Origin of the sequence: Affinundibacterium danionis (genome assembly GCF_042432465.1) — a bacterium.
Lineage (GTDB): Bacteria > Pseudomonadota > Gammaproteobacteria > Burkholderiales > Burkholderiaceae_D > Undibacterium > Undibacterium danionis.
In genome coordinates this window covers 48,317-66,505 of record NZ_JBHLXJ010000012.1, presented here as the reverse complement: position 1 = coordinate 66,505, position 18,189 = coordinate 48,317, and the positions used below count along the sequence as shown (strand labels likewise).

Sequence of the window (18,189 nt, the reverse complement as noted above, 5' to 3'; positions counted from 1 at the left end):
TCCGTCCTACGAAATTTGCATTGTCTAGTTACACTTAAAACCACTCTCCGCAAAGACGCTCAGGTTGTAGCGTTATAGCCGTCTCCACCATCAACAACAATGTTGATGTGCCTCGTCTTCAGATTCTGCACAACTCGCACGCAACAACTTCGCTGCTTGCACCATGTGCTCTAATGCCGCCATGGTTTCTGGCCAAGCACGCGTTTTCAAACCACAATCAGGATTTACCCAGATACTTTGATCGGGCAATAGTTGGCGCGCCTTTTGCAGTAAGGTTTGCATCTCACTCATTTTTGCGACGCGCGGTGAATGAATATCGTAGACGCCAGGGCCAATATGATTTGGGTAAGCGAAGTCGCTAAATCCTTCTAATAATTCCATCGCGGAGCGCGACGTTTCTATGCTGATGACATCCGCATCCATCGCGGCAATCCACGGCAAGATGTCATTAAACTCGGCATAGCACATATGGGTATGAATTTGCGTCTCATCGCTAACTACGGCAGAGCATAATTTGAATGCGCGCACGGCATTTTCTAAATACGCAGTCCAATCTTTTTGCTTCAAAGGTAGCCCTTCACGAAATGCTGGCTCATCAATTTGTATCATTCCGATTCCCGCTTTTTCTAAATCAGCCACTTCATCACGTAAGGCCAAAGCAATTTGCAGCGCTGTGGTTGAGCGTGGCTGATCATCGCGTACGAACGACCATTGCAACATCGTGATCGGCCCAGTTAACATACCCTTCATAGGCTTCTGTGTGAGGCTTTGTGCATAAGCGCTCCAGGTCACCGTCATCGCTTCGGGTCGACAAACGTCACCGTAAATAAATGGTGGTTTTACACAGCGCGAACCATAACTTTGTACCCAACCAAATTGAGTGAAGCCATAACCCCATAATTGCTCACCAAAATATTCCACCATGTCATTGCGTTCAGCTTCACCGTGTACCAAAACATCGAGCCCGATTTTTTCTTGTGCCGCGACGACGTGCGCGATCTCGGCACGCATCGCCTCTAGATATTCCAGATGTTTTAGACCACCGCGCTTATAGGCAGCACGAGCCTGACGGATGGTTGCAGTTTGAGGAAATGAACCTACCGTAGTTGTAGGAAATAATGGCAAATCAAATCGCTGTTGTTGCGCGATGATACGCTGTGCGAAAGGTGACTTTCTCTCTGCATCCCTGGGTTGAACTTGCGTTAGCCGCTTCTGCACTGCATCGATATGAATACGTTTAGAAACGCGGCGACTTTGTAGCGCAGCATCGGCCAAGGTGAATTGCGCTTGTACCGTTTCTAGTCGTCCATCCAAGGCATGTTTTAAACTAACAATTTCCGTCAGTTTTTGTACGGCGAATGCCAGCCAAGAACGTAATTCTGGATCGAGTTTATTCTCCACATCTAAATCAACGGGTACATGCAATAGAGAACAACTGGCGGCCAACCACAAGGGCGCTCGCTTATCCTGCAACTGGACTTGGACTGGAAGATATCGTTGAAGAAGTGTCGATAAATCAGCGCGCCAAATATTACGACCATCAATCACTCCCAAAGAGAGAACCCGCCCTTGTGGCCAATCCTTCAGCAATGCTTCCAACTGTTGCGGTGCTCGCACTACATCAATATGTACACCATCGACTGGCAAACGATGTAGTAAATCCGCATGCTCGGCAACCGCATCAAAATAAGTAGTCAGCAATAATTTAGGCGCCTTCGCACTCAGTAACTGATAACTAGGTTCAAACGCTCGCAACCATTCTGGACTCAAGTCTACAACCAGAATAGGCTCATCGATTTGCACCCACTCCACACCGATTTCTTGTAAAGCGCTCAACAAGTTTTGATAGGCCCGAAGTATCTTATGCAATAAGTCCAAAGAAGAATTTAAACCTGATTTCACCTTACCTAAATACAGCAAACTCAAAGGGCCAAGCAAACTGACTTTGACTCGATGACCAAGTTGCTGTGCTTGCCGAACTTCTTCTAGTAATGCATTATTTTTCTGCAGCTGAAACTCGGTATCGGCTGTCCATTCAGGGACTAAATAATGATAATTGGTGTCGAACCATTTGGTCATTTCCATCGCTACATGTTGTGTATTTCCGCGGGCGGCGGTGAAATAATTTTCTAAGCTCGTGTGCTGACCGTCAAAACCATAACGGCTAGGTAAAGCACCAAATAAACTGAGCGTACTCAACACTTGGTCATACCAAGCAAAATCTCCAACCGTCACAAAATCCAAGCCCGCTTCCTGTTGCAATGCCCAATGCCGCGCGCGCAAATCACTTCCGACATCACGCAGAGTCGCCTCATTTATTTCGCCACGCCAAAAAGCTTCTTGGGCAAATTTCAACTCACGTTGTGCGCCTATGCGCGGAAATCCTAAAATATGGGCGATGCTCATCATATGCTCCTGCTGTTTAAAATTTTAAGTATTCGGTGCTGGGTTTCAGTGCTGGGTTTCAGTGCTGAATTTCGGTACTGAATTTCGCTACTGACTACTAGTTACTAAGTAGTAGTGACTAAGTATTTCGCTATGATGAGAGCAAATCCATTATGATTCAAACGATGAATTTTTATATTTAACTTGAAAATTTTTCATAATTAAGCTGAAGTACTACATTCGCTAAAACGTAATCCCTCTTCCTCTGCGAAGCGAAAAAGGGAATTAAATAACCACAGCTCATATCAAATCTGTACGCTGCCATGATCTCTATTTTAGAAATTCGCCATTTAAAAACTTTGCAAGCGCTGCGAGAGGCAGGTAATTTGCTGCGCGCCGCAAGTTTATTAAACTTAACGCAATCAGCGTTATCGCATCAGATCAAACTCTTAGAGGAGCACTACGGTAGCCCACTGTTTGAACGCAAGACCACGCCGATACGCTTCACTGCGGCGGGTGAACGCTTGCTGCAATTAGCAAACACAGTGTTGCCACAAGTAGCTGCTGCTGAACGCGATTTAGCGCGGCAAGCGCAAGGAGTCGCAGGGCAATTACGCATCGCGGTGGAATGCCATACTTGCTTTGATTGGTTGATGCCAGCGATGGATGTATTTCGCACTCGTTGGCCGGAAGTTGAGCTGGATATCGTGTCAGGGTTTCAAGCTGATCCGGTTGGCTTACTGTATGAACACCGTGCGGATATCGCAATCGTGTCTGAGACTGACATCAGCGAAAAGGTCAATTACCATCCGCTATTCCGCTTTGAGATCATCGCACTGATTGCAAAAGACCACGCGCTAGCAGAGCGCGATTATTTACTAGCGCAAGACTTTGCGAGCGATACTTTAATCACCTACCCGGTACCAGATGAGATGTTAGATATCGTCAGACAAGTATTGCTGCCCGCAGGCGTCAACAGTGCTGGTCGCCGCACGACAGAATTGACGGTCGCCATGATGCAATTGGTCGCCAGTAAACGTGGCATTGCCACCTTACCGATGTGGGCTGCACAGAACTATGTGAACCGCGACTATGTACTCGCAAAACGCATTACCAAGTCGGGTTTAATCGGCAGCCTATACGCAGCCGCTTTGCCTGAAATGAGCGACAAAAGCTACTTAAAAGATTTTGTCGCCACCATTCGCGAAACCAGTTTCTTGAAACTGCCGAGTATAGAGTTGCTATAGATATCCCTCATTTTTAATCCAGCATCAATCGATATCACAAAACAACAACCGCACAAAAAATTGCCTCTTCGCAATAATGCCTGTGTTACACTTTTCAGTAACAGGTGCGCGTTTCATCATCTTGAAGCGTGTTAAACGGGAAAGTGGTCATGATAGACAATCTATCACCAAGCCCCTGCTGCCTCCGCAACGGTAAATGAGTGCGGTTACATCATCAACGCCACTGGTCTTAGACTGGGAAGGCGATGTAACAAGACTCATAAGCCCGGATACCGGCCTGTCGATCTCTATGAAAAACACTGCGGACGGTTGTGTTTGAAATCAGTCAGTCTGATTACTTCAATCAAACTTTTTGTATTTCTAACGATTCTCTACAGTTGTAGGGTCAGATCACGTACGGATGGTGCGTGATGGATGTGTTTGCACGTCCATGGCCGAGATGCCATTGATCATTTCAACAAAAAATTATTTTGCGTTTTGAAACACCTGCTTATGCCCAGTCTTTTTGTCGTGCATACCTGTGTCGCAAAGGATCAATTCATCTTTTTGATGTACATGAAATTTAGCAATAGGAACACGCGACATTACCGTTTTCTTCACAGCACCTTACTTATCAATTCATTTCATGGAAGTGTTCGAGCACCTCAAGCTGCATAGTATGCGGCACATGACATGGGAGTGCGGGTAAGGTGCCTTTTTTTATTCGCGCATACAGAAATTATGTTCGCTGCTTCATCAACATCGTCCTAATTCAAAATTTTACTTAGCTTTTTCTTCCATCAAGCCGACCAAATTTCCATCAGGATCACATACAAATCCTATCCATAAATCATGATCAGGCATAGGCGCGGCGAATTGCGGCGAACGCTCAACGACCGCGCCACGAGCTACTATTGCAGCAAACCTTGCTTCTATGTTTCTTACTTTAAAATACAAAACCGAATTCGCACCAACCGCCCCTGCACCTTGTGGTGTACTCAGCATAATACGCACATTACCGGCCTGTAGAAACGCCAAACTAGGGGCTGGACTGAACAAAAATGGCAACCCCAAAACATCTCGATAAAATGGCAAAGCAGCAGCTACATCGCTCACCGTGATGGCGACTTGGCCTAAATCAAAAATCTCATTGTCCATATATTTCTCGCAAAAATATTTAACTCTTTAACTTACGCTATTTACCCGCTTCCACTGAACGTAAAGTCCAAAAATCGCGCGCCATTTTTTCCTGCATCAGGTAAGCATAGGGCACAGTAAAATAGCCTTGCTGTCCCCAATGTTTTCCCCACGAATTCATAATCACAAAACGCTCGCTGTCATCATGGTAGCCAACCGCTAACACCGCATGTGCGCCGACTTTTTCTTCATCCTTCTTAGGTAAATTTAAGATACCGCGACTGCTCATCTGAGCACTCTCAAACGCATTGTATATGGTTAAACCAAACACAAAAGGAAACCCGTCCGCAAGGCATGCTTTTAATTCCGCCAAGTCATGGCGCAGTCTTTGGTAAACGATACTTTGATAATCCAAGGCTTGTTGATAAGCATGCCTTGGTGGCTTAGTCGCGTAGCGGTAGGCACGGTAAGGCCAGGCACTCTCGCGGCATATACCTTGTTTGGCAATGCTCTTCATCGCATCACGAATCTGTGCACCTTTATTTTGCTTCTGCTTTCCCGCTAAAGCTCTCGCGTTGTAATGCAAAAACAAACGCGATGGATGATAGTTGATAAGCGCCTGCTCTTGCTCGCGCGCTTGCCGCATGAGATTAAAACGGTAGGCATTGCACACCGCATTTGCAGTACAACTACCTAAGCGCGATCCTTGATCAAACACAGGCGGACAATGAGCACGCAAATCTACACGCTCAGGCAAGAGCAAATCCGGTGCTTGAAAGAGATGATCTCTTGAATCAGGCAGATCCGCTTGCAGCAGAAATAGCTTTGTTTTCACCATATAAACCTTGTGTAGATTGATCTAAGCCAGATTGGAAACTCAATACAAACTCAATACAAGCAGCTATGCGTTCGAATTTTAAATCCAAGGTAGATGCGAGAATCCTTGCGTAGTTATGGTTCCCGCTGTCAACTTCAGCCAATCGCGATTGCTCGCACATCGCCTCAATTATGCACAAGGTGTTTCACAGTGATGCGATTTTTCTACTCACATGTTTCAAAACCAAAAAGTTTTCACAAAATCGCATTTTCTTCTTGTAAATGAGAATGATTCGCATTTATAATAAATTCCATTCTCATTTATCAGAACCCAGCCTGCCATGACTACCACCGCTAACCACAAGACCTATCACGAATTGCCCAGACCCCGTGCTGTCACAGTTACCACACCGACAGCCGCACTATTACGCATTTCAAGTCAGGATATTTTAAAGGGAAGACAAGAAGTGGAAATTGAACACAACGGCATGTTGTATCGCTTTCGCTGCACCTCATTAGGTAAGCTGATTTTAACTAAGTGACAGCCGAAAATTTAAACCACAAATCTAGTCAGCAAAGCGTCAGTGCCACATTCCCAAATTCATAGCACAACTTACTGGCTCATTGCCGACACAAAGACTGCATTTTTAACCGGGACTTACCCATGAAACCATACAGCCAATCTAGCACCAATAATGCCTGCCAACACCTGAGCATTGCCAACAGCAAAATCGGTGAAATTATGATCTGTCCCGAATGTGGCGTCGTGCATTTGTCTTTGCAATCAATTTCTCTGCGTCTCGAACTTGAGGCGTTTGCTGAGTTGGCTAAGATGGTTAAACAGGCGAAAGCAACCATAGACCAAGCACAAAAATTCTCGTCTGATCCAAGCAGCCAGCCTAAACAAGCCGATGGTTTACCCAGCACAAACCCATTAGCGCATGAGGCTTTGATGCAGGAGAACAGCTACACCTATTACCCACACAAAGTTCATTAAGATTTCTGTCGACGAGGAGATTTAGCATGTGCGAAAAACACGGTACCAGCCAACAGCAGCAAGGTCAGCAAAGCGCAACCAGCACAAAAGCCCAAGCGATCAGTTCTCGCCGTCGTCGTTTATGGGATTTATCGCGCGACACGCATTGTCCGGTAATAGGCGTCTGCATTCCGCTGGCGGTGTTACGACGTTTAATGAACAAAGCTTTGGGTGGCATAGCACAAGCAGACGACTATGAAATCCATGTCGGGGCAATCGCCGAATGTAGCTACCGTAACCGTGTGTCGGAGATGCTGCATGAAGATTTAGAGCAACGCTACGCCTTAACCATCAAACGCTTCCGCACCGCGAAATCAATACAAGCCCTCACTCAACTATGGCTAGATGCCATCTATCAAGGCGATGTCGCGGGTGCATTTTGGGCGGGACTGACGCATCCTTTATGTGATGTTGGATTGCAAGAAGGTATGTGTCGTGACATGCACATGCTACAGCATCAAGCTGGTGCCACCGTGCGCGCCGATATCACTCGCTTTAATGAAGTCTTAGAAGAAAATGCCATACTCACGAGAGAGCTTGCCCGCCATCAGGAAAGACATACACGGCACATGCAAGAGAAAGCTCAAGAAATTGAAAAATTACAGCGTCATATCGTTCAATTGCGCGCTGAAAACATAGGCAAAGAAAGCACCATCGCTTATCTGAATGCGGATTTACTAGCACTCAAAAATATGAATCTGGAATCTTCGCAACCAACCAACAATCATCAATCGCTGCGGCACAAATTAGATCGAATGTCGGCACGACAAACTGAATTAGAACAAAAAATACGAGAGCTCAAACACAAACTAGCGCAACGTCACTCTCATGACTCACAGCACGCTGCTCAGGAAAATACACCATCCGAGCAACATAATGAAAACAAAGGAAACGCCACCCATACGACACAAGCACATCGCACCATTCCCATCACACTGCAATTGCAACAAAAAAATGTACTGTGCGTCGGCGGTCGTAGCGGCAACGTCGCCAGCTATCGTGATCTAATCGAGCGTGTCGGTGGCCGCTTCGCCCATCATGATGGCGGCATGGAAGACAATCAAAGCCTACTAGATAGCAGCCTAGCCGCCGCCGATCTGGTGATCTGCCAAACCGGCTGCATCAGCCACAACGCCTACTGGCGCGTAAAAGAATTTTGTAAACGCACAGGCAAGCGCTGCGTGTTTGTAGAGAACCCCAGCGTTTCCTCGCTGGCGCGCGGATTAGAGCAAGTATCAGAATAAGGCATTACTACGTGAGCAGCTCCAGATCATTATTTAGCGCTTGTTTCCGTCGAAGCAGTAAGTAAATGTAAAGGCCGGACTTCTTTTGATTTCTCTTTATTTTCTACGACGGGTACCGTGTCGCCATCCAAAAACACTTCCATGACGCGCCATGAATTTCCGTACAGATTGCGCACGATCATTCTGTTTTTGCCATTGAGCTTGTAATCGATCCCCGTGCCGCCATGTACTGCGACATACTTTAAAGTCTTGCCATCTATACCCGCGTTAAATGCTCTTTTCCCGGTGATTCTTAACAGCACATCATACAAGCCATCTGCATTTTTCTTGGCAAATTGAGCCATCTCAATTTCGACACCATCGCCTTCAAAGAATTGTCCATAAGGGTTAACGATTGGTTCCTCAGACAATACCGCACCAGTCAGTGACATTCCCAATACAAGCAAAACGGCTTTAAAAAAATTCATTTCAAACGCTCCCAAAAAAATAAAAATCACATCAAAACACTATTAAGGTAGTGACACAAAATTATAGGACGCTTACAAGCCGCGAAGTCAACTCAGAGCACCTGAGCAACGCCGATTGCAACCGCCCTACAAGATCGCTAACTTGGTCATGGAATTACGCCAAGACCAGAGGAAAGCGAGAGATTAACATTGATTAATTGATAGAGGTTTCTATGTCATTAAAATATTTGGAACGCTACATGAAGCAGATAGAAAATGACGCCACTATTTAGCTTTAGGCAAACCCTGTACCAAGTCCAACCAGGCTTGTGGCTGTGGCTGACCGCGATCACGTACCCCAAAGAAAGTAACGACCAATTCGCCCGCCTTGTCATAAAATTCGACTGAAGTGATGTTCGCTCGCTTGACTACCCAACCACGGGCAAATGCCGATTCACGTAAATGCAAATTGAACTTCGGATCAAGCACGTTATACCAATCGCCTGATGCCGCCGTTTTTTGTATCTGCCCGCTAAAAATTTGTGTGATGCCGACATTACCTAAGAAGGCCATAATCGCAACTTTTTCTTTAGCAGCGCCATCTAAGAAATTTCGTACACCCGCTGCACTTATTGCTTGCGCGAGGCCAGTCGGTGCTAGGCGTAAGGCTTGCTCACGGCTCAATTTAAATTCTGTCACCAAGCGCGAAAATTGGTGCACATCGGTCATTTCTTTCCAAGCTAATTGAAATTCTTTTTGATCTATCGCTGTGTCAGCCAGCTCAGGTTTTTTACCTGCTTTGACTTGAACTTTCAATGGGACATCTTGTTTGGCTTGACGATTTTCTTCAACCAATTGATCAAATAGGGCATTACCCGCATCACTTTTCACATAAATTTTATGGATGGCATCACCGCTGGTATCAAAGAATTGCAGACTGCGTGTGGTCTTGCCACCTTTGGTTTGAGTTACCGCAAAAGCGTGCTCCCATTGCGCAAAATGAAAACGTAAATCAATAGGTCCACCAATGTAACCACCGATGGCATTTTGTTGACGCTGCTTTTCCTCATCGCTGATCGGCTCAGTCTGTGGTTTCGGCGTGTAACGAGTGGCAACACCTGTAACTTCGATAACGCCGTTTTCATTACGACTTAATGCCATGACTTCACCTAAATCTAAAGCCCGACGCATAATTTTTCTGGCGGCATCTGCACCAGATTGCAAACGCACAGCATACGCCTGAGTCGCTAAGAGCTCTGCTTCTGACACACCTAAATTTTTTGCAGCATCACGTATTTGGATTTTTGGCTGTTCTTGACGGAGCTTATCCCAACGTGCGCTTAAGGTATCGGCTGCAAAGCTAGAACAGACCGCCATGCTAGACAACATGAGAACAAAAATTTGTTTACGAATCACGATTTTTTCCTATCGACTAAATAAATGAATGAATAAATTTAAAAATAGAAGTAGCTAGTGATCACTTCATGCGTAAAAGTTAAACACCTTAATCTGATACGCCGAAGTAAAATGTGTTATTGAGATGGGTAAAAATTGACGACGCATACAACGACATCAATAACTCAATTGCACACTCAAAACCACACTACGCCCAGGCATCACCTGACGCTCTATCTCTAGCGCGGCGGCGGTGTCATTAGCATCCTTCTTAGCAGCAAGTTTGCGACTATTGGCGTAGTCCCAATACTTTTGATTGCTCAAGTTATAGACGGCTAAATTAAGCTTAAGATTCGTTTGAATATTCCAGTAAGCATTCACATCAAACAAGCTATAAGAAGGCATAGCAAAGCGTGGTGCTGTCACACCGCCACCCGACACAACATCAATAGCAGGCTGCTTCGCGTCAACATAAACACCATTCAAAGCGGCACCGAATAATTTGGATGGATCGTCATAACGCAAACCATAGCTGGCTTTCATCGGTGCGACGCTTGGTAAGAAATCACGTTGACCTGTTTTACTATTTTCTGCCGTACCATTCGCCGCGCCTAAGGCAAAATGCGCGCTAGTACCACGCAACGCTGGCGACCATTCTTCTAAACGGAATTGTGCTGACACTTCACCGCCCCAAGTCGCAGCCTTGCCGATATTTTCTGGACGGTAGAGACCAAACGTAATCGTCGGGTAATTGACTAAATCAGCTGGCTGAATCACATAATCAATAAAGTTTTGGTAGCGGTTATAGAAACCAGAGACCTGCAATTCAACACCCGGATGCGGTTTCGCATTCAAGCCCAACTCAAACGCATCACTCGTTTCATTTTTCAATTTTGGATTACCCAAGATGGCGTAGGCTTGTCCTGTACCGGTATAACTAAAAGAGTCATAGGTGCCTGTTTTTTCAGCAGCACTGACAGGTCTGGTATTGCGCGAAAATGCGGCGAAACTAGACAAGTTTGAGGTATGCTGAATATCAAGTCGCAAACTCGGTGTCACAAAACGGCTGGTTTCTTCCTGAATCTCTTTCGCTGCAACTGGCACACCAATGATGTAAGTCTTCAGATTTTCGGGAGTGAGCTTACGCTGCTCAAAACGTACACCTGGCGTCAATGTCGAACTTTGTCCAAGCAGATCAAAACCTATTCTGTCATTCACATACGCCTCGATAGTTTGTCCGTCCATATCAGCCATACGATTTTTGTTGGTGATCTGATGTTCGCCAGTAGCGATCACCAAGCGATCTTCTCTCCATGGGCGTTGACTGTTGCTGGTTTCTAATTTGAAACCATAGTTAATCGCATGCGCATTCAATTTTTTCTCAGCGTCGATACTGAGGCCATTCAATTTATTCAGATAAGAAGTTTCTATCGTGCGGTAATTGACTTTACCACTCAAGACATAGTTCGCCAGGCTCAGATCTTTTTGCTTAGCATCTTGGGTATAGGCACGCACGCTCAGATGATCGATCCAGTCTGTTGACAACGTATGGTCATAATCCACGCTAAAACGCGTTCTATCCGTATTAGCGAACTGCTTCACGCCCTGCGGATACGTCGGATTGATGCGGCTGCTAAATACGCGCTGACTGTCGTGTTTAAAGGTATCAATAGTGAACGCCAGGCGTTGATTGGATTGAATATTCCAGTTCAACTTCGCCAAGACGGCTTGGCTATTCCAATCGTCGGGATTCGGTGCAACTTTACCCAAAGTCTTGGTTTGTTCACCATCGCGTTTTGCCACGACCAGCATCGCCTGAACATCTTGCGAACCCCAAGCGCCAGTTAAGCTATGCAGGCGACTGGCATTGCCTGAATCATGTGCGAATTTATAGGCAACATAAACGGGATCTTTGGGACTTACAAAATCTTGTGGTGCTTTACTACGAAAGCGCACTTTACCACCCAAACCCGATGCACCATTTCCTGCGGTTTGCGCACCGGTTGCGATTGTCACCTCTTGCATCATTTCTGGGTCAAAATACTCACGCCCTACCGCAAAGGCATTCATGGAAGTGGAGTCTGGCTTGGGTGCGGCATCAGGCAAAGCAATACCGTCAATTTCCAAACCAATACGATTACCTTCGATACCGCGAATGTTGTAACCCGCATTGCCGTTGCTATCCCAAACATTACCTGAGCCTGACGCGGTTGCAGGTGCGCTGACCAAAGGCTGATAACGCACAATGTTCGCGAGACTAGATGAGGCAGAGAATTGCTCTGCGCTCAAAGTCTTATCCTTCATTTCTCTGGCTGCCAAAACATTCATGGTCGGCAAATTACTAATGCCAATCACATAGCCAGTTTCAACGCTGCCTGTCACGTGCAAGCCTAAGCTAGCAACCAAAGTCTGTAGCGCTTGTTCGACAGAACGGGCGTTTTGTACTGCTGGCGTGATCAGCGCGGGATTAATCCCTTCATCCAGACGAATATTCACTTTAGCTTGTTGTGCCAAAGCACGTATAGCTTGTTGCAGTTGACCACTACTGATCGCGAAAGAAGGTGTTGTGACAGAAGGCGTCGTGGCAGCTGACTGCGTCTTCGGCTCAACTGGTGATGCATGAATCACACTTACAGAGAAAATAAAAGAACTAGAACACAATACTTTTACGGCAAAAGAAATGAGCTTAAACCGACATGGTAAATAAGATAGAGTATGCATAAGGCGCCAAAAAAAGAATGGGCTGGCGACGCAAATGCGAATAGTGCGAATAGCTGGCAGATTACAAAGACAAAAGAAAACTAACTTAACAAGTGAATCAACCCGATTCACACTTATTGAGCCACTCAACTCAATTAAGCATTATTTAAGAAAGCGTAAATTAAGAAAGCTCAAAAATAAATTTATTGCGTCATTGAGAATGAACACCGAGCAAACTCGGCTTTATCCATCAAGGTGAGGGCGGATTAATACCGTACATAGCAAATAGAACAAAGAAAATAAAAGGCGAGCACTGTATCAAACAAGCTGCGCCTCTTTTTTTCAACAAGAAACAATTGAAAATAATTACCGGCACACAAATAGTAATGAGAATCATTACTATTTGCAAGTTTAAATTTGAAAACCTGCAAAGCTTACAGGCCGAGTGAAAATAGCTTGTGAAGGCTTACAGGGGAATGAACTACGATTACCTACAGATACTTGTGCTTGATTATGAGCGCCACACACTCATAGTAAATAAAAAAATTCTATTTAAAATCAAATATTTAGAAATATATTCTCAAGACCCATCCCCAAAAAAAGATTAGTTATAACAAGTTTCTTGATATCACTCAATTGCAAATGCAAATGAGAACGATTATTATTACTAAAAATAATTAACTAATTTACCTAGAGGGATTCACATGTCATTCAAGAAAAAGGCTATCACAACTACCATCGCAACTTGCGGTTTAATATCACCAGTTGCGTTCTCACAAGATAATAATACGGTTAACCAAGAAACAAACCGTGCTCAATTGGTTGTCATAACAGCCGCATTGCGCAACCAAACGATCGCGGCAGCACCTGCCTTTACAACGGTAATCACCGCCGAAGATATTGCCAAATCACCTGTCAATGGTATCGCGGATTTATTACGTGAAACAGTGGGGGTTAATAACGCTATCGAATCGTCTGGTCGGGATGAAATCCAAATTCGCGGGCTGGCTGGAAAATATACCCTAATGCTAATCAACGGAAAACGTGTATCTTCTGGCGGCGCATTATGGCGCGGTAGTGATTTTGATTTTAGCTCCGTGCCTCTCAATAGTATTCAAAGAATCGAAATCGTGCGCGGTCCTATGGCCGCTTTATATGGATCAGATGCCATTGGTGGTGTCGTCAACATTATTACCAAACAACCCACTCAAAAATGGAAAACGACGGTCAATGGCGAATATCGCGTCATTGCTACCGGTGATAAAGGGCAACAAAATCGCTTTGGCGTATCCACTTCGGGAGCCATAACAGATCAATTAAGTCTATCGCTGGCTGGTGAAATTTACCAGCGCGAGCCTTGGTACAGCACTAAAGAATCCGATGTATCGCGCCCCGCTCGTCTAGAAGAAAAGAAGTCCAAAAACTTCACCAGTACAGCCACGCTCAAACTGTCAGAATTCCAAACCCTCGATGTTGACTTTGCCTACAACGATGACAAACGCCCCAAGGCAGTTTATTACTATGACTATAATCCTCAGACCAAGTTAGAAACCAAAGATATTCGCGAACAAGCGATAGAACGTTTTACCTACGGAGTAAATCATCGAACCCAATGGGATTGGGGTAGCACCACCGCTTTTATTTCACGCGAAGATACCACCATCGATGATTTCAACTCGCGATATAAAGCGCCTTTACAAAGACAACCTAAAGAACACAATACTTACGCAAAACTGTATGCCAATACTGAATTCACAGCCAATGCATTAACTGTTGGTATCGATTTGCGTAATCAAGTCATTGACGATAAATCCACCTATTTAAAAACAGGAAAAGTCACGACACGAAGCGCTGCGGCCTTTGCAGAAGATGAAATTGCACTCGCTCAAAATTTACACCTGACTTTAGCTGGACGTCTGGATCACAACAATTTCTTTGGCAATCACTTCACACCAAAAACTTACCTCAGCTATCAACCGACTTCAACGCTTACGTTCAAGGGTGGCGTGAATAAAGCATTCAAGGCACCAGACGCCTACCAGGTCAGCAACGAATATAGCGTAATCAGTTGCGGCGGTCGCTGCACATTGACAGGCAATCCCGATTTAACACCAGAAAAAAGCACCAACTTTGAACTCGGTTTTGAAGTACATGAAAAATCCTGGAACTTCAGCCTGGTCGGTTTCAAGAACGACGTAGACAGTATGATCGTCGCCATCTATGACTCGAAACTGGCAACACGCCGCTGGGTCAATGTGGCAAAAGCAAAAACCAATGGCATTGAATTACAGGCCGATGTACGAGTTGCACCAAATTTCTCAATCAACGGTAACTTCACGCACCTCAACGCAAAATACACCAATGAAAACGGCGTTGAAACCTTACTCGACAACCGACCTAATAATGTCGCCCATCTTGGCATGCAATGGAAACCTGTACAAAACTTCAGCACCTCATTATCGGCGAACTATACCGGTGAACAAAGCTACGAAGGTACGACTTTGCCAGCCTACACACGCCTTGACCTGAATTTCTCGGTACAGGTGCAAAAAAATCTGACAGCACGTTTTGGTGTGAAAAATTTGGGCAATGTAGATCTGGAAAAGAAGAACAAAAACTTTGAGTTCTATGAACTAGGACGCAATTACTACGTCAGTGGCTCGTATAGTTTTTGATTAAGTCTTTGATTATTGAAGTATTGAAGCGTTGGGCTTCACACTGTTCAGCACCAACCTACTGTCAATTTTTTAGTCACGTAGGTTGGGCTGAACAGCCCAACATCCATATTCAAGTTTTACCACCACCGGATCAGAATAAGCACAAAAAAACACAGGAGAAATCATGACAACACTATCGGCCATCATTTTCGTATTCAGTGTCATCACCGCCAATGCCCTGCTGTATCTAAGCAACCGACATCAGGCTTGTCTGTCCCAGCCCTTGGCTTTCACGCCTTGGTTTTACTGTGGATGCGTAATTCACCTGCATGCATTTTTTATCGCATACTCCTACTTAAATCCGCTGGCAGCAAGCTTCGCGCATTTGATCACGACCATGCTTAGTCTAGGCCTGATTCCCTTTGTTTCCTTACTTGTCGGGAAAAAATCTCATGACACAAGACACCGCTAAATTAGACCTACTAAGTTCATTAGACTCATTAGATCCGGCACCAGCCGCGCGACGCGTTGTTATCGCACGCGATTGGTGGAGTAAAACATTTGCCGGCCTTGTTCTCGGTTTTTTGCTCTCTCTCGCGCTGGTAGGGATCTTTGCCTGGATTGGTCCCGGCGGTATTAATGCACCGGAAAAAAACCAGTTTGTCATGTGGATGATCACACCGCTCTGGATGCTGATACTTAGCTTTATTTATCTCTGCCGTAGCGGTTTACGAGCCATCAGTTATCTATTGATTGCCAATGCTCTTGCCTATACCGTATTTTTTATTGTGTGCACTTAAAGCGCACTTAAAGCTCACTAAAACACACTTTTTACTTCTCAGATTTCACCATCTCCCTAGCTTCCATGAAAATCCGCAGCGACATTCTCCGCGTCTACCAATCCTTGCATACCTGGGTCGGCATTACCGCAGGCGTATTCCTATTCATCGCTTTTTTTGCTGGCGCACTTACTATGTTCAAGCAGCCGATTGATGCATGGATGCAAACGCCGGTACAGGAACTCAAAGGCGTGCCTGAAACGCAGCTCGATCAACTGGTGTCGCAGGTATTGCAACAGCATCCTAAGGCCAAAAATAATTTCCAGATTCACCTGGATGACGAACACCATGCCACAGTCACTTGGATTGAAGGAAAATCAGGACGCGAACTGGATCTGAATGAAAAACGCTGGGGCGCAACGCTGGATGCCCAAGGACAATTAATCAGTCGCCAAGAAACGCCCTCAAAACTGGCAGAGCTGATTGACATGCTCCATCGCACTGCCGGTGTTCCTGGCATGCTCGACGATGAACATCTGGGCGTTTATTTTATGGGTATCGCCAGTGTTTTATATTTCCTGGCATTGGTATCTGGTGTAATCCTGCTATTGCCAACATTAGTGAAAGATTTTTTTGCCTTAAGATCCGGCAAAAACCGTAAACGCTTCTGGCTCGATGCGCACAATATCGTTGGCATTACCAGCCTGCCCTTTCATCTAGTCATTTGTCTGACGGCAATCGTTTTCGCCTTTCATGACCAATACTATGATGCGCTAAATAATTTCATTTATCCGTCGGATAAAATAGTAAAAACCAAAAAAGCCTCGCCACAAAAACTTGAACCGCTGGCGCCCAGCATCTTATTGGCTAACATACGTCGAGAAGCCAATAACGCGGCCATTCACGAACTGGAATTTATGGGTCTGGATGGCGGACGCCCCATGTTACGTGTCGGCTTGAATAATCCCCGCTACCTAGTACGCGGGGCAGAAACAGGCTATCTGATTCTCAATCCTTTTAACGGAAAAACCACCAGCACCAGCATGGTACCGGGCAAGGAAAGCACATGGATGGCGATCATCGTCCCTTTCTTCTCATTACACTTTGGTAGTTTTGGCGGCGACTTTATGCGCTGGGTTTATTTTTTCTTCGGCCTGAGCGGTGCCTTTTTATTCTATTCAGGTAATTTACTGTGGCTGGAAAAACGCCGCAAAACCCAAGGTCAGCAAACCCGTTCAAACCGATGGATGGCAGCAGCAACGGTTGGAATTTGCCTCGGCAGTATTGCCGCTGTCATGAGTTGCCTGTTAGCTGGGCAATGGTTTTATCAGACACAAAGCAACATCAACTCACTGTTTATATCGAGTTATTACAGTGTATTTTTAATCGCCTTGGCTTGGTCATTCTGGCGCGGTGCCGCCTCTGCCTCTGTGCATTTACTCTGGTTGAATAGCATACTCTGTTTTGCTATTCCACTAAGTTCAGTATTGCAGGGAAAGAGTATGAATCTCATTATCGATCTGGTGGCTTTCGCCGCATCTTTACTCTTTGCGTATGCAGCATTCAAAACCGCTAAACGGGTTCAGCATGGCACGAAAGATAGTGTATGGGCACGAGGATAACTAGGGAGTTTGAACTAACTTTCATTAGTTTAAAATAGACAATCTGAAAACCAACTGGTGGTTGAGGCTTGATAAGAAGGTGCTTACCATGGTGAGGACATCAGAGCACAAATCAAATCTCATCATCGTTAATTAATCGAATGATGATGCGATTTGAACGATCTTTGAACCAGAAGCAGATTAAGCACAACGAGCGAAATCTGCTTCTAGTTAATTAACGATCCCGCATTTACGACGCGGCGAACACTTCAATCGCCCCTGGGCGACGCAACATTTTGTTGACTTCATCCAAATGCAATTCTTCCGCGACGATCATTTCTCGGGCGTATTCTTCTAATAAGACCGAGCTGCCTTCGACCACTTTGAGTAAGGCGTAGTAGGCGGATAAAGCGGTAGTTTCGAGATCCAGACTTTCACGCAAAATGTCGCCAATATCGTGCTGTTCGGTTTCTAATAACGCGCCAATTTTCAAAGATGGATGACCACCTAATAAGGTCACTAATTCGCCAGCTTTATGGGCGTGCGCCAAGCTTTCATCTGCATTGCCCTTCAACCATGAGACGATAGGAATACGGTTGTAGCCATACACCATCAGCGAGTAATGCGTGTATCGAACCACACCGGCGAGTTCTAATTCCATGATGTGATTGAGGGCGTCAATCGCTTGCTGCTTTTTAATATCATCCATGCTATTTCTCCTTGTTTACTCGACGAGGCTCTCGTCACTGTCGATGTTCAACCATCTA

General features: G+C 45.3%; 15 protein-coding genes and 1 riboswitch. Of the genes, 8 read left to right on the top strand and 7 right to left on the bottom strand.

The features are described 5' to 3' along the window. Positions 1-90: 90 nt before the first annotated feature. On the bottom strand, positions 91-2,406 hold the full coding sequence (gene metE / locus ACFFJH_RS11100) for a 5-methyltetrahydropteroyltriglutamate--homocysteine S-methyltransferase (protein WP_390212622.1): 2,316 nt from the start codon (positions 2,404-2,406) through the stop codon (positions 91-93). Between the two features lie 302 nt (positions 2,407-2,708). Here metE and ACFFJH_RS11095 point away from each other — a divergent pair, with 302 nt between their 5' ends. Further along, on the top strand, positions 2,709-3,632 hold the full coding sequence (locus ACFFJH_RS11095; RefSeq protein ID WP_390212561.1) for a LysR family transcriptional regulator: 924 nt from the start codon (positions 2,709-2,711) through the stop codon (positions 3,630-3,632). 85 nt (positions 3,633-3,717) lie between these two features. After that, a riboswitch (cobalamin riboswitch) is annotated at positions 3,718-3,927 on the top strand. Between the two features lie 464 nt (positions 3,928-4,391). On the opposite strand, the gene ACFFJH_RS11090 is transcribed toward ACFFJH_RS11095, so the two are convergent. Together ACFFJH_RS11090 and ACFFJH_RS11085 are read right to left on the bottom strand one after the other, a co-directional pair. Then, the gene (locus ACFFJH_RS11090) at positions 4,392-4,769 is read right to left on the bottom strand and encodes a VOC family protein (protein WP_390212558.1); all 378 of its coding nucleotides are present in this window, start codon (positions 4,767-4,769) and stop codon (positions 4,392-4,394) included. Between the two features lie 37 nt (positions 4,770-4,806). Next, positions 4,807-5,586 (bottom strand): C1 family peptidase, encoded by a 780-nt coding sequence (locus ACFFJH_RS11085; protein WP_390212556.1) that lies wholly within the window; start codon positions 5,584-5,586, stop codon positions 4,807-4,809. A gap of 319 nt (positions 5,587-5,905) precedes the next feature. Between ACFFJH_RS11085 and hemP the strand changes: the two genes are divergently transcribed. From hemP to ACFFJH_RS11070, 3 genes are all read left to right on the top strand, one after another. After that, positions 5,906-6,106, top strand: a complete 201-nt coding sequence (hemP, locus tag ACFFJH_RS11080; RefSeq protein WP_390212552.1) for a hemin uptake protein HemP — start codon at positions 5,906-5,908, stop codon at positions 6,104-6,106. Positions 6,107-6,228: 122 nt separating this feature from the next. Next, positions 6,229-6,561, top strand: coding sequence for a hypothetical protein (locus ACFFJH_RS11075; protein WP_390212550.1), 333 nt, complete (start codon positions 6,229-6,231; stop codon positions 6,559-6,561). Between the two features lie 26 nt (positions 6,562-6,587). Beyond that, positions 6,588-7,844, top strand: a complete 1,257-nt coding sequence (locus ACFFJH_RS11070) for a DUF2325 domain-containing protein (RefSeq protein ID WP_390212548.1) — start codon at positions 6,588-6,590, stop codon at positions 7,842-7,844. Between the two features lie 29 nt (positions 7,845-7,873). On the opposite strand, the gene ACFFJH_RS11065 is transcribed toward ACFFJH_RS11070, so the two are convergent. The 3 genes from ACFFJH_RS11065 to ACFFJH_RS11055 form a co-directional block, all read right to left on the bottom strand. Further along, positions 7,874-8,311, bottom strand: coding sequence for a hypothetical protein (locus ACFFJH_RS11065; protein WP_390212545.1), 438 nt, complete (start codon positions 8,309-8,311; stop codon positions 7,874-7,876). 264 nt (positions 8,312-8,575) lie between these two features. Beyond that, positions 8,576-9,706: a hemin-degrading factor gene (locus tag ACFFJH_RS11060; protein ID WP_390212543.1), complete on the bottom strand. Its 1,131-nt coding sequence runs from the start codon at positions 9,704-9,706 to the stop codon at positions 8,576-8,578. A gap of 156 nt (positions 9,707-9,862) precedes the next feature. Then, positions 9,863-12,406, bottom strand: a complete 2,544-nt coding sequence (locus ACFFJH_RS11055; RefSeq protein WP_390212542.1) for a TonB-dependent receptor domain-containing protein — start codon at positions 12,404-12,406, stop codon at positions 9,863-9,865. A 683-nt stretch (positions 12,407-13,089) separates the two neighbouring features. On the opposite strand from ACFFJH_RS11055, the gene ACFFJH_RS11050 reads away from it, so the two are divergent. The 4 genes from ACFFJH_RS11050 (at position 13,090) to ACFFJH_RS11035 (ending at position 17,443) form a co-directional block, all read left to right on the top strand. Then, positions 13,090-15,060 (top strand): TonB-dependent receptor plug domain-containing protein, encoded by a 1,971-nt coding sequence (locus tag ACFFJH_RS11050; RefSeq protein ID WP_390212540.1) that lies wholly within the window; start codon positions 13,090-13,092, stop codon positions 15,058-15,060. A gap of 166 nt (positions 15,061-15,226) precedes the next feature. Beyond that, the gene (locus tag ACFFJH_RS11045) at positions 15,227-15,514 is read left to right on the top strand and encodes a hypothetical protein (protein WP_390212538.1); all 288 of its coding nucleotides are present in this window, start codon (positions 15,227-15,229) and stop codon (positions 15,512-15,514) included. Beyond that, positions 15,495-15,842: a hypothetical protein gene (locus ACFFJH_RS11040; RefSeq protein ID WP_390212536.1), complete on the top strand. Its 348-nt coding sequence runs from the start codon at positions 15,495-15,497 to the stop codon at positions 15,840-15,842. Before ACFFJH_RS11045 ends, ACFFJH_RS11040 begins: the two co-directional genes overlap by 20 nt. Positions 15,843-15,907: 65 nt before the next feature. Next, the gene (locus tag ACFFJH_RS11035) at positions 15,908-17,443 is read left to right on the top strand and encodes a PepSY-associated TM helix domain-containing protein (RefSeq protein WP_390212534.1); all 1,536 of its coding nucleotides are present in this window, start codon (positions 15,908-15,910) and stop codon (positions 17,441-17,443) included. 229 nt (positions 17,444-17,672) lie between these two features. Here ACFFJH_RS11035 and ACFFJH_RS11030 read toward each other — a convergent pair whose 3' ends face one another. Beyond that, positions 17,673-18,131, bottom strand: a complete 459-nt coding sequence (locus ACFFJH_RS11030; RefSeq protein WP_390212532.1) for a ferritin-like domain-containing protein — start codon at positions 18,129-18,131, stop codon at positions 17,673-17,675. Positions 18,132-18,189 lie beyond the last annotated feature (58 nt).

Coding starts and splice junctions, on each gene's coding strand:
- metE (WP_390212622.1), bottom strand. CDS start 2,406: ATGAGCATCGCCCATATTTTAGGATTTCCGCGCATAGGCGCACAACGT.
- ACFFJH_RS11095 (WP_390212561.1), top strand. CDS start 2,709: ATGATCTCTATTTTAGAAATTCGCCATTTAAAAACTTTGCAAGCGCTG.
- ACFFJH_RS11090 (WP_390212558.1), bottom strand. CDS start 4,769: ATGGACAATGAGATTTTTGATTTAGGCCAAGTCGCCATCACGGTGAGC.
- ACFFJH_RS11085 (WP_390212556.1), bottom strand. CDS start 5,586: ATGGTGAAAACAAAGCTATTTCTGCTGCAAGCGGATCTGCCTGATTCA.
- hemP (WP_390212552.1), top strand. CDS start 5,906: ATGACTACCACCGCTAACCACAAGACCTATCACGAATTGCCCAGACCC.
- ACFFJH_RS11075 (WP_390212550.1), top strand. CDS start 6,229: ATGAAACCATACAGCCAATCTAGCACCAATAATGCCTGCCAACACCTG.
- ACFFJH_RS11070 (WP_390212548.1), top strand. CDS start 6,588: ATGTGCGAAAAACACGGTACCAGCCAACAGCAGCAAGGTCAGCAAAGC.
- ACFFJH_RS11065 (WP_390212545.1), bottom strand. CDS start 8,311: ATGAATTTTTTTAAAGCCGTTTTGCTTGTATTGGGAATGTCACTGACT.
- ACFFJH_RS11055 (WP_390212542.1), bottom strand. CDS start 12,406: ATGCATACTCTATCTTATTTACCATGTCGGTTTAAGCTCATTTCTTTT.
- ACFFJH_RS11050 (WP_390212540.1), top strand. CDS start 13,090: ATGTCATTCAAGAAAAAGGCTATCACAACTACCATCGCAACTTGCGGT.
- ACFFJH_RS11045 (WP_390212538.1), top strand. CDS start 15,227: ATGACAACACTATCGGCCATCATTTTCGTATTCAGTGTCATCACCGCC.
- ACFFJH_RS11040 (WP_390212536.1), top strand. CDS start 15,495: ATGACACAAGACACCGCTAAATTAGACCTACTAAGTTCATTAGACTCA.
- ACFFJH_RS11035 (WP_390212534.1), top strand. CDS start 15,908: ATGAAAATCCGCAGCGACATTCTCCGCGTCTACCAATCCTTGCATACC.
- ACFFJH_RS11030 (WP_390212532.1), bottom strand. CDS start 18,131: ATGGATGATATTAAAAAGCAGCAAGCGATTGACGCCCTCAATCACATC.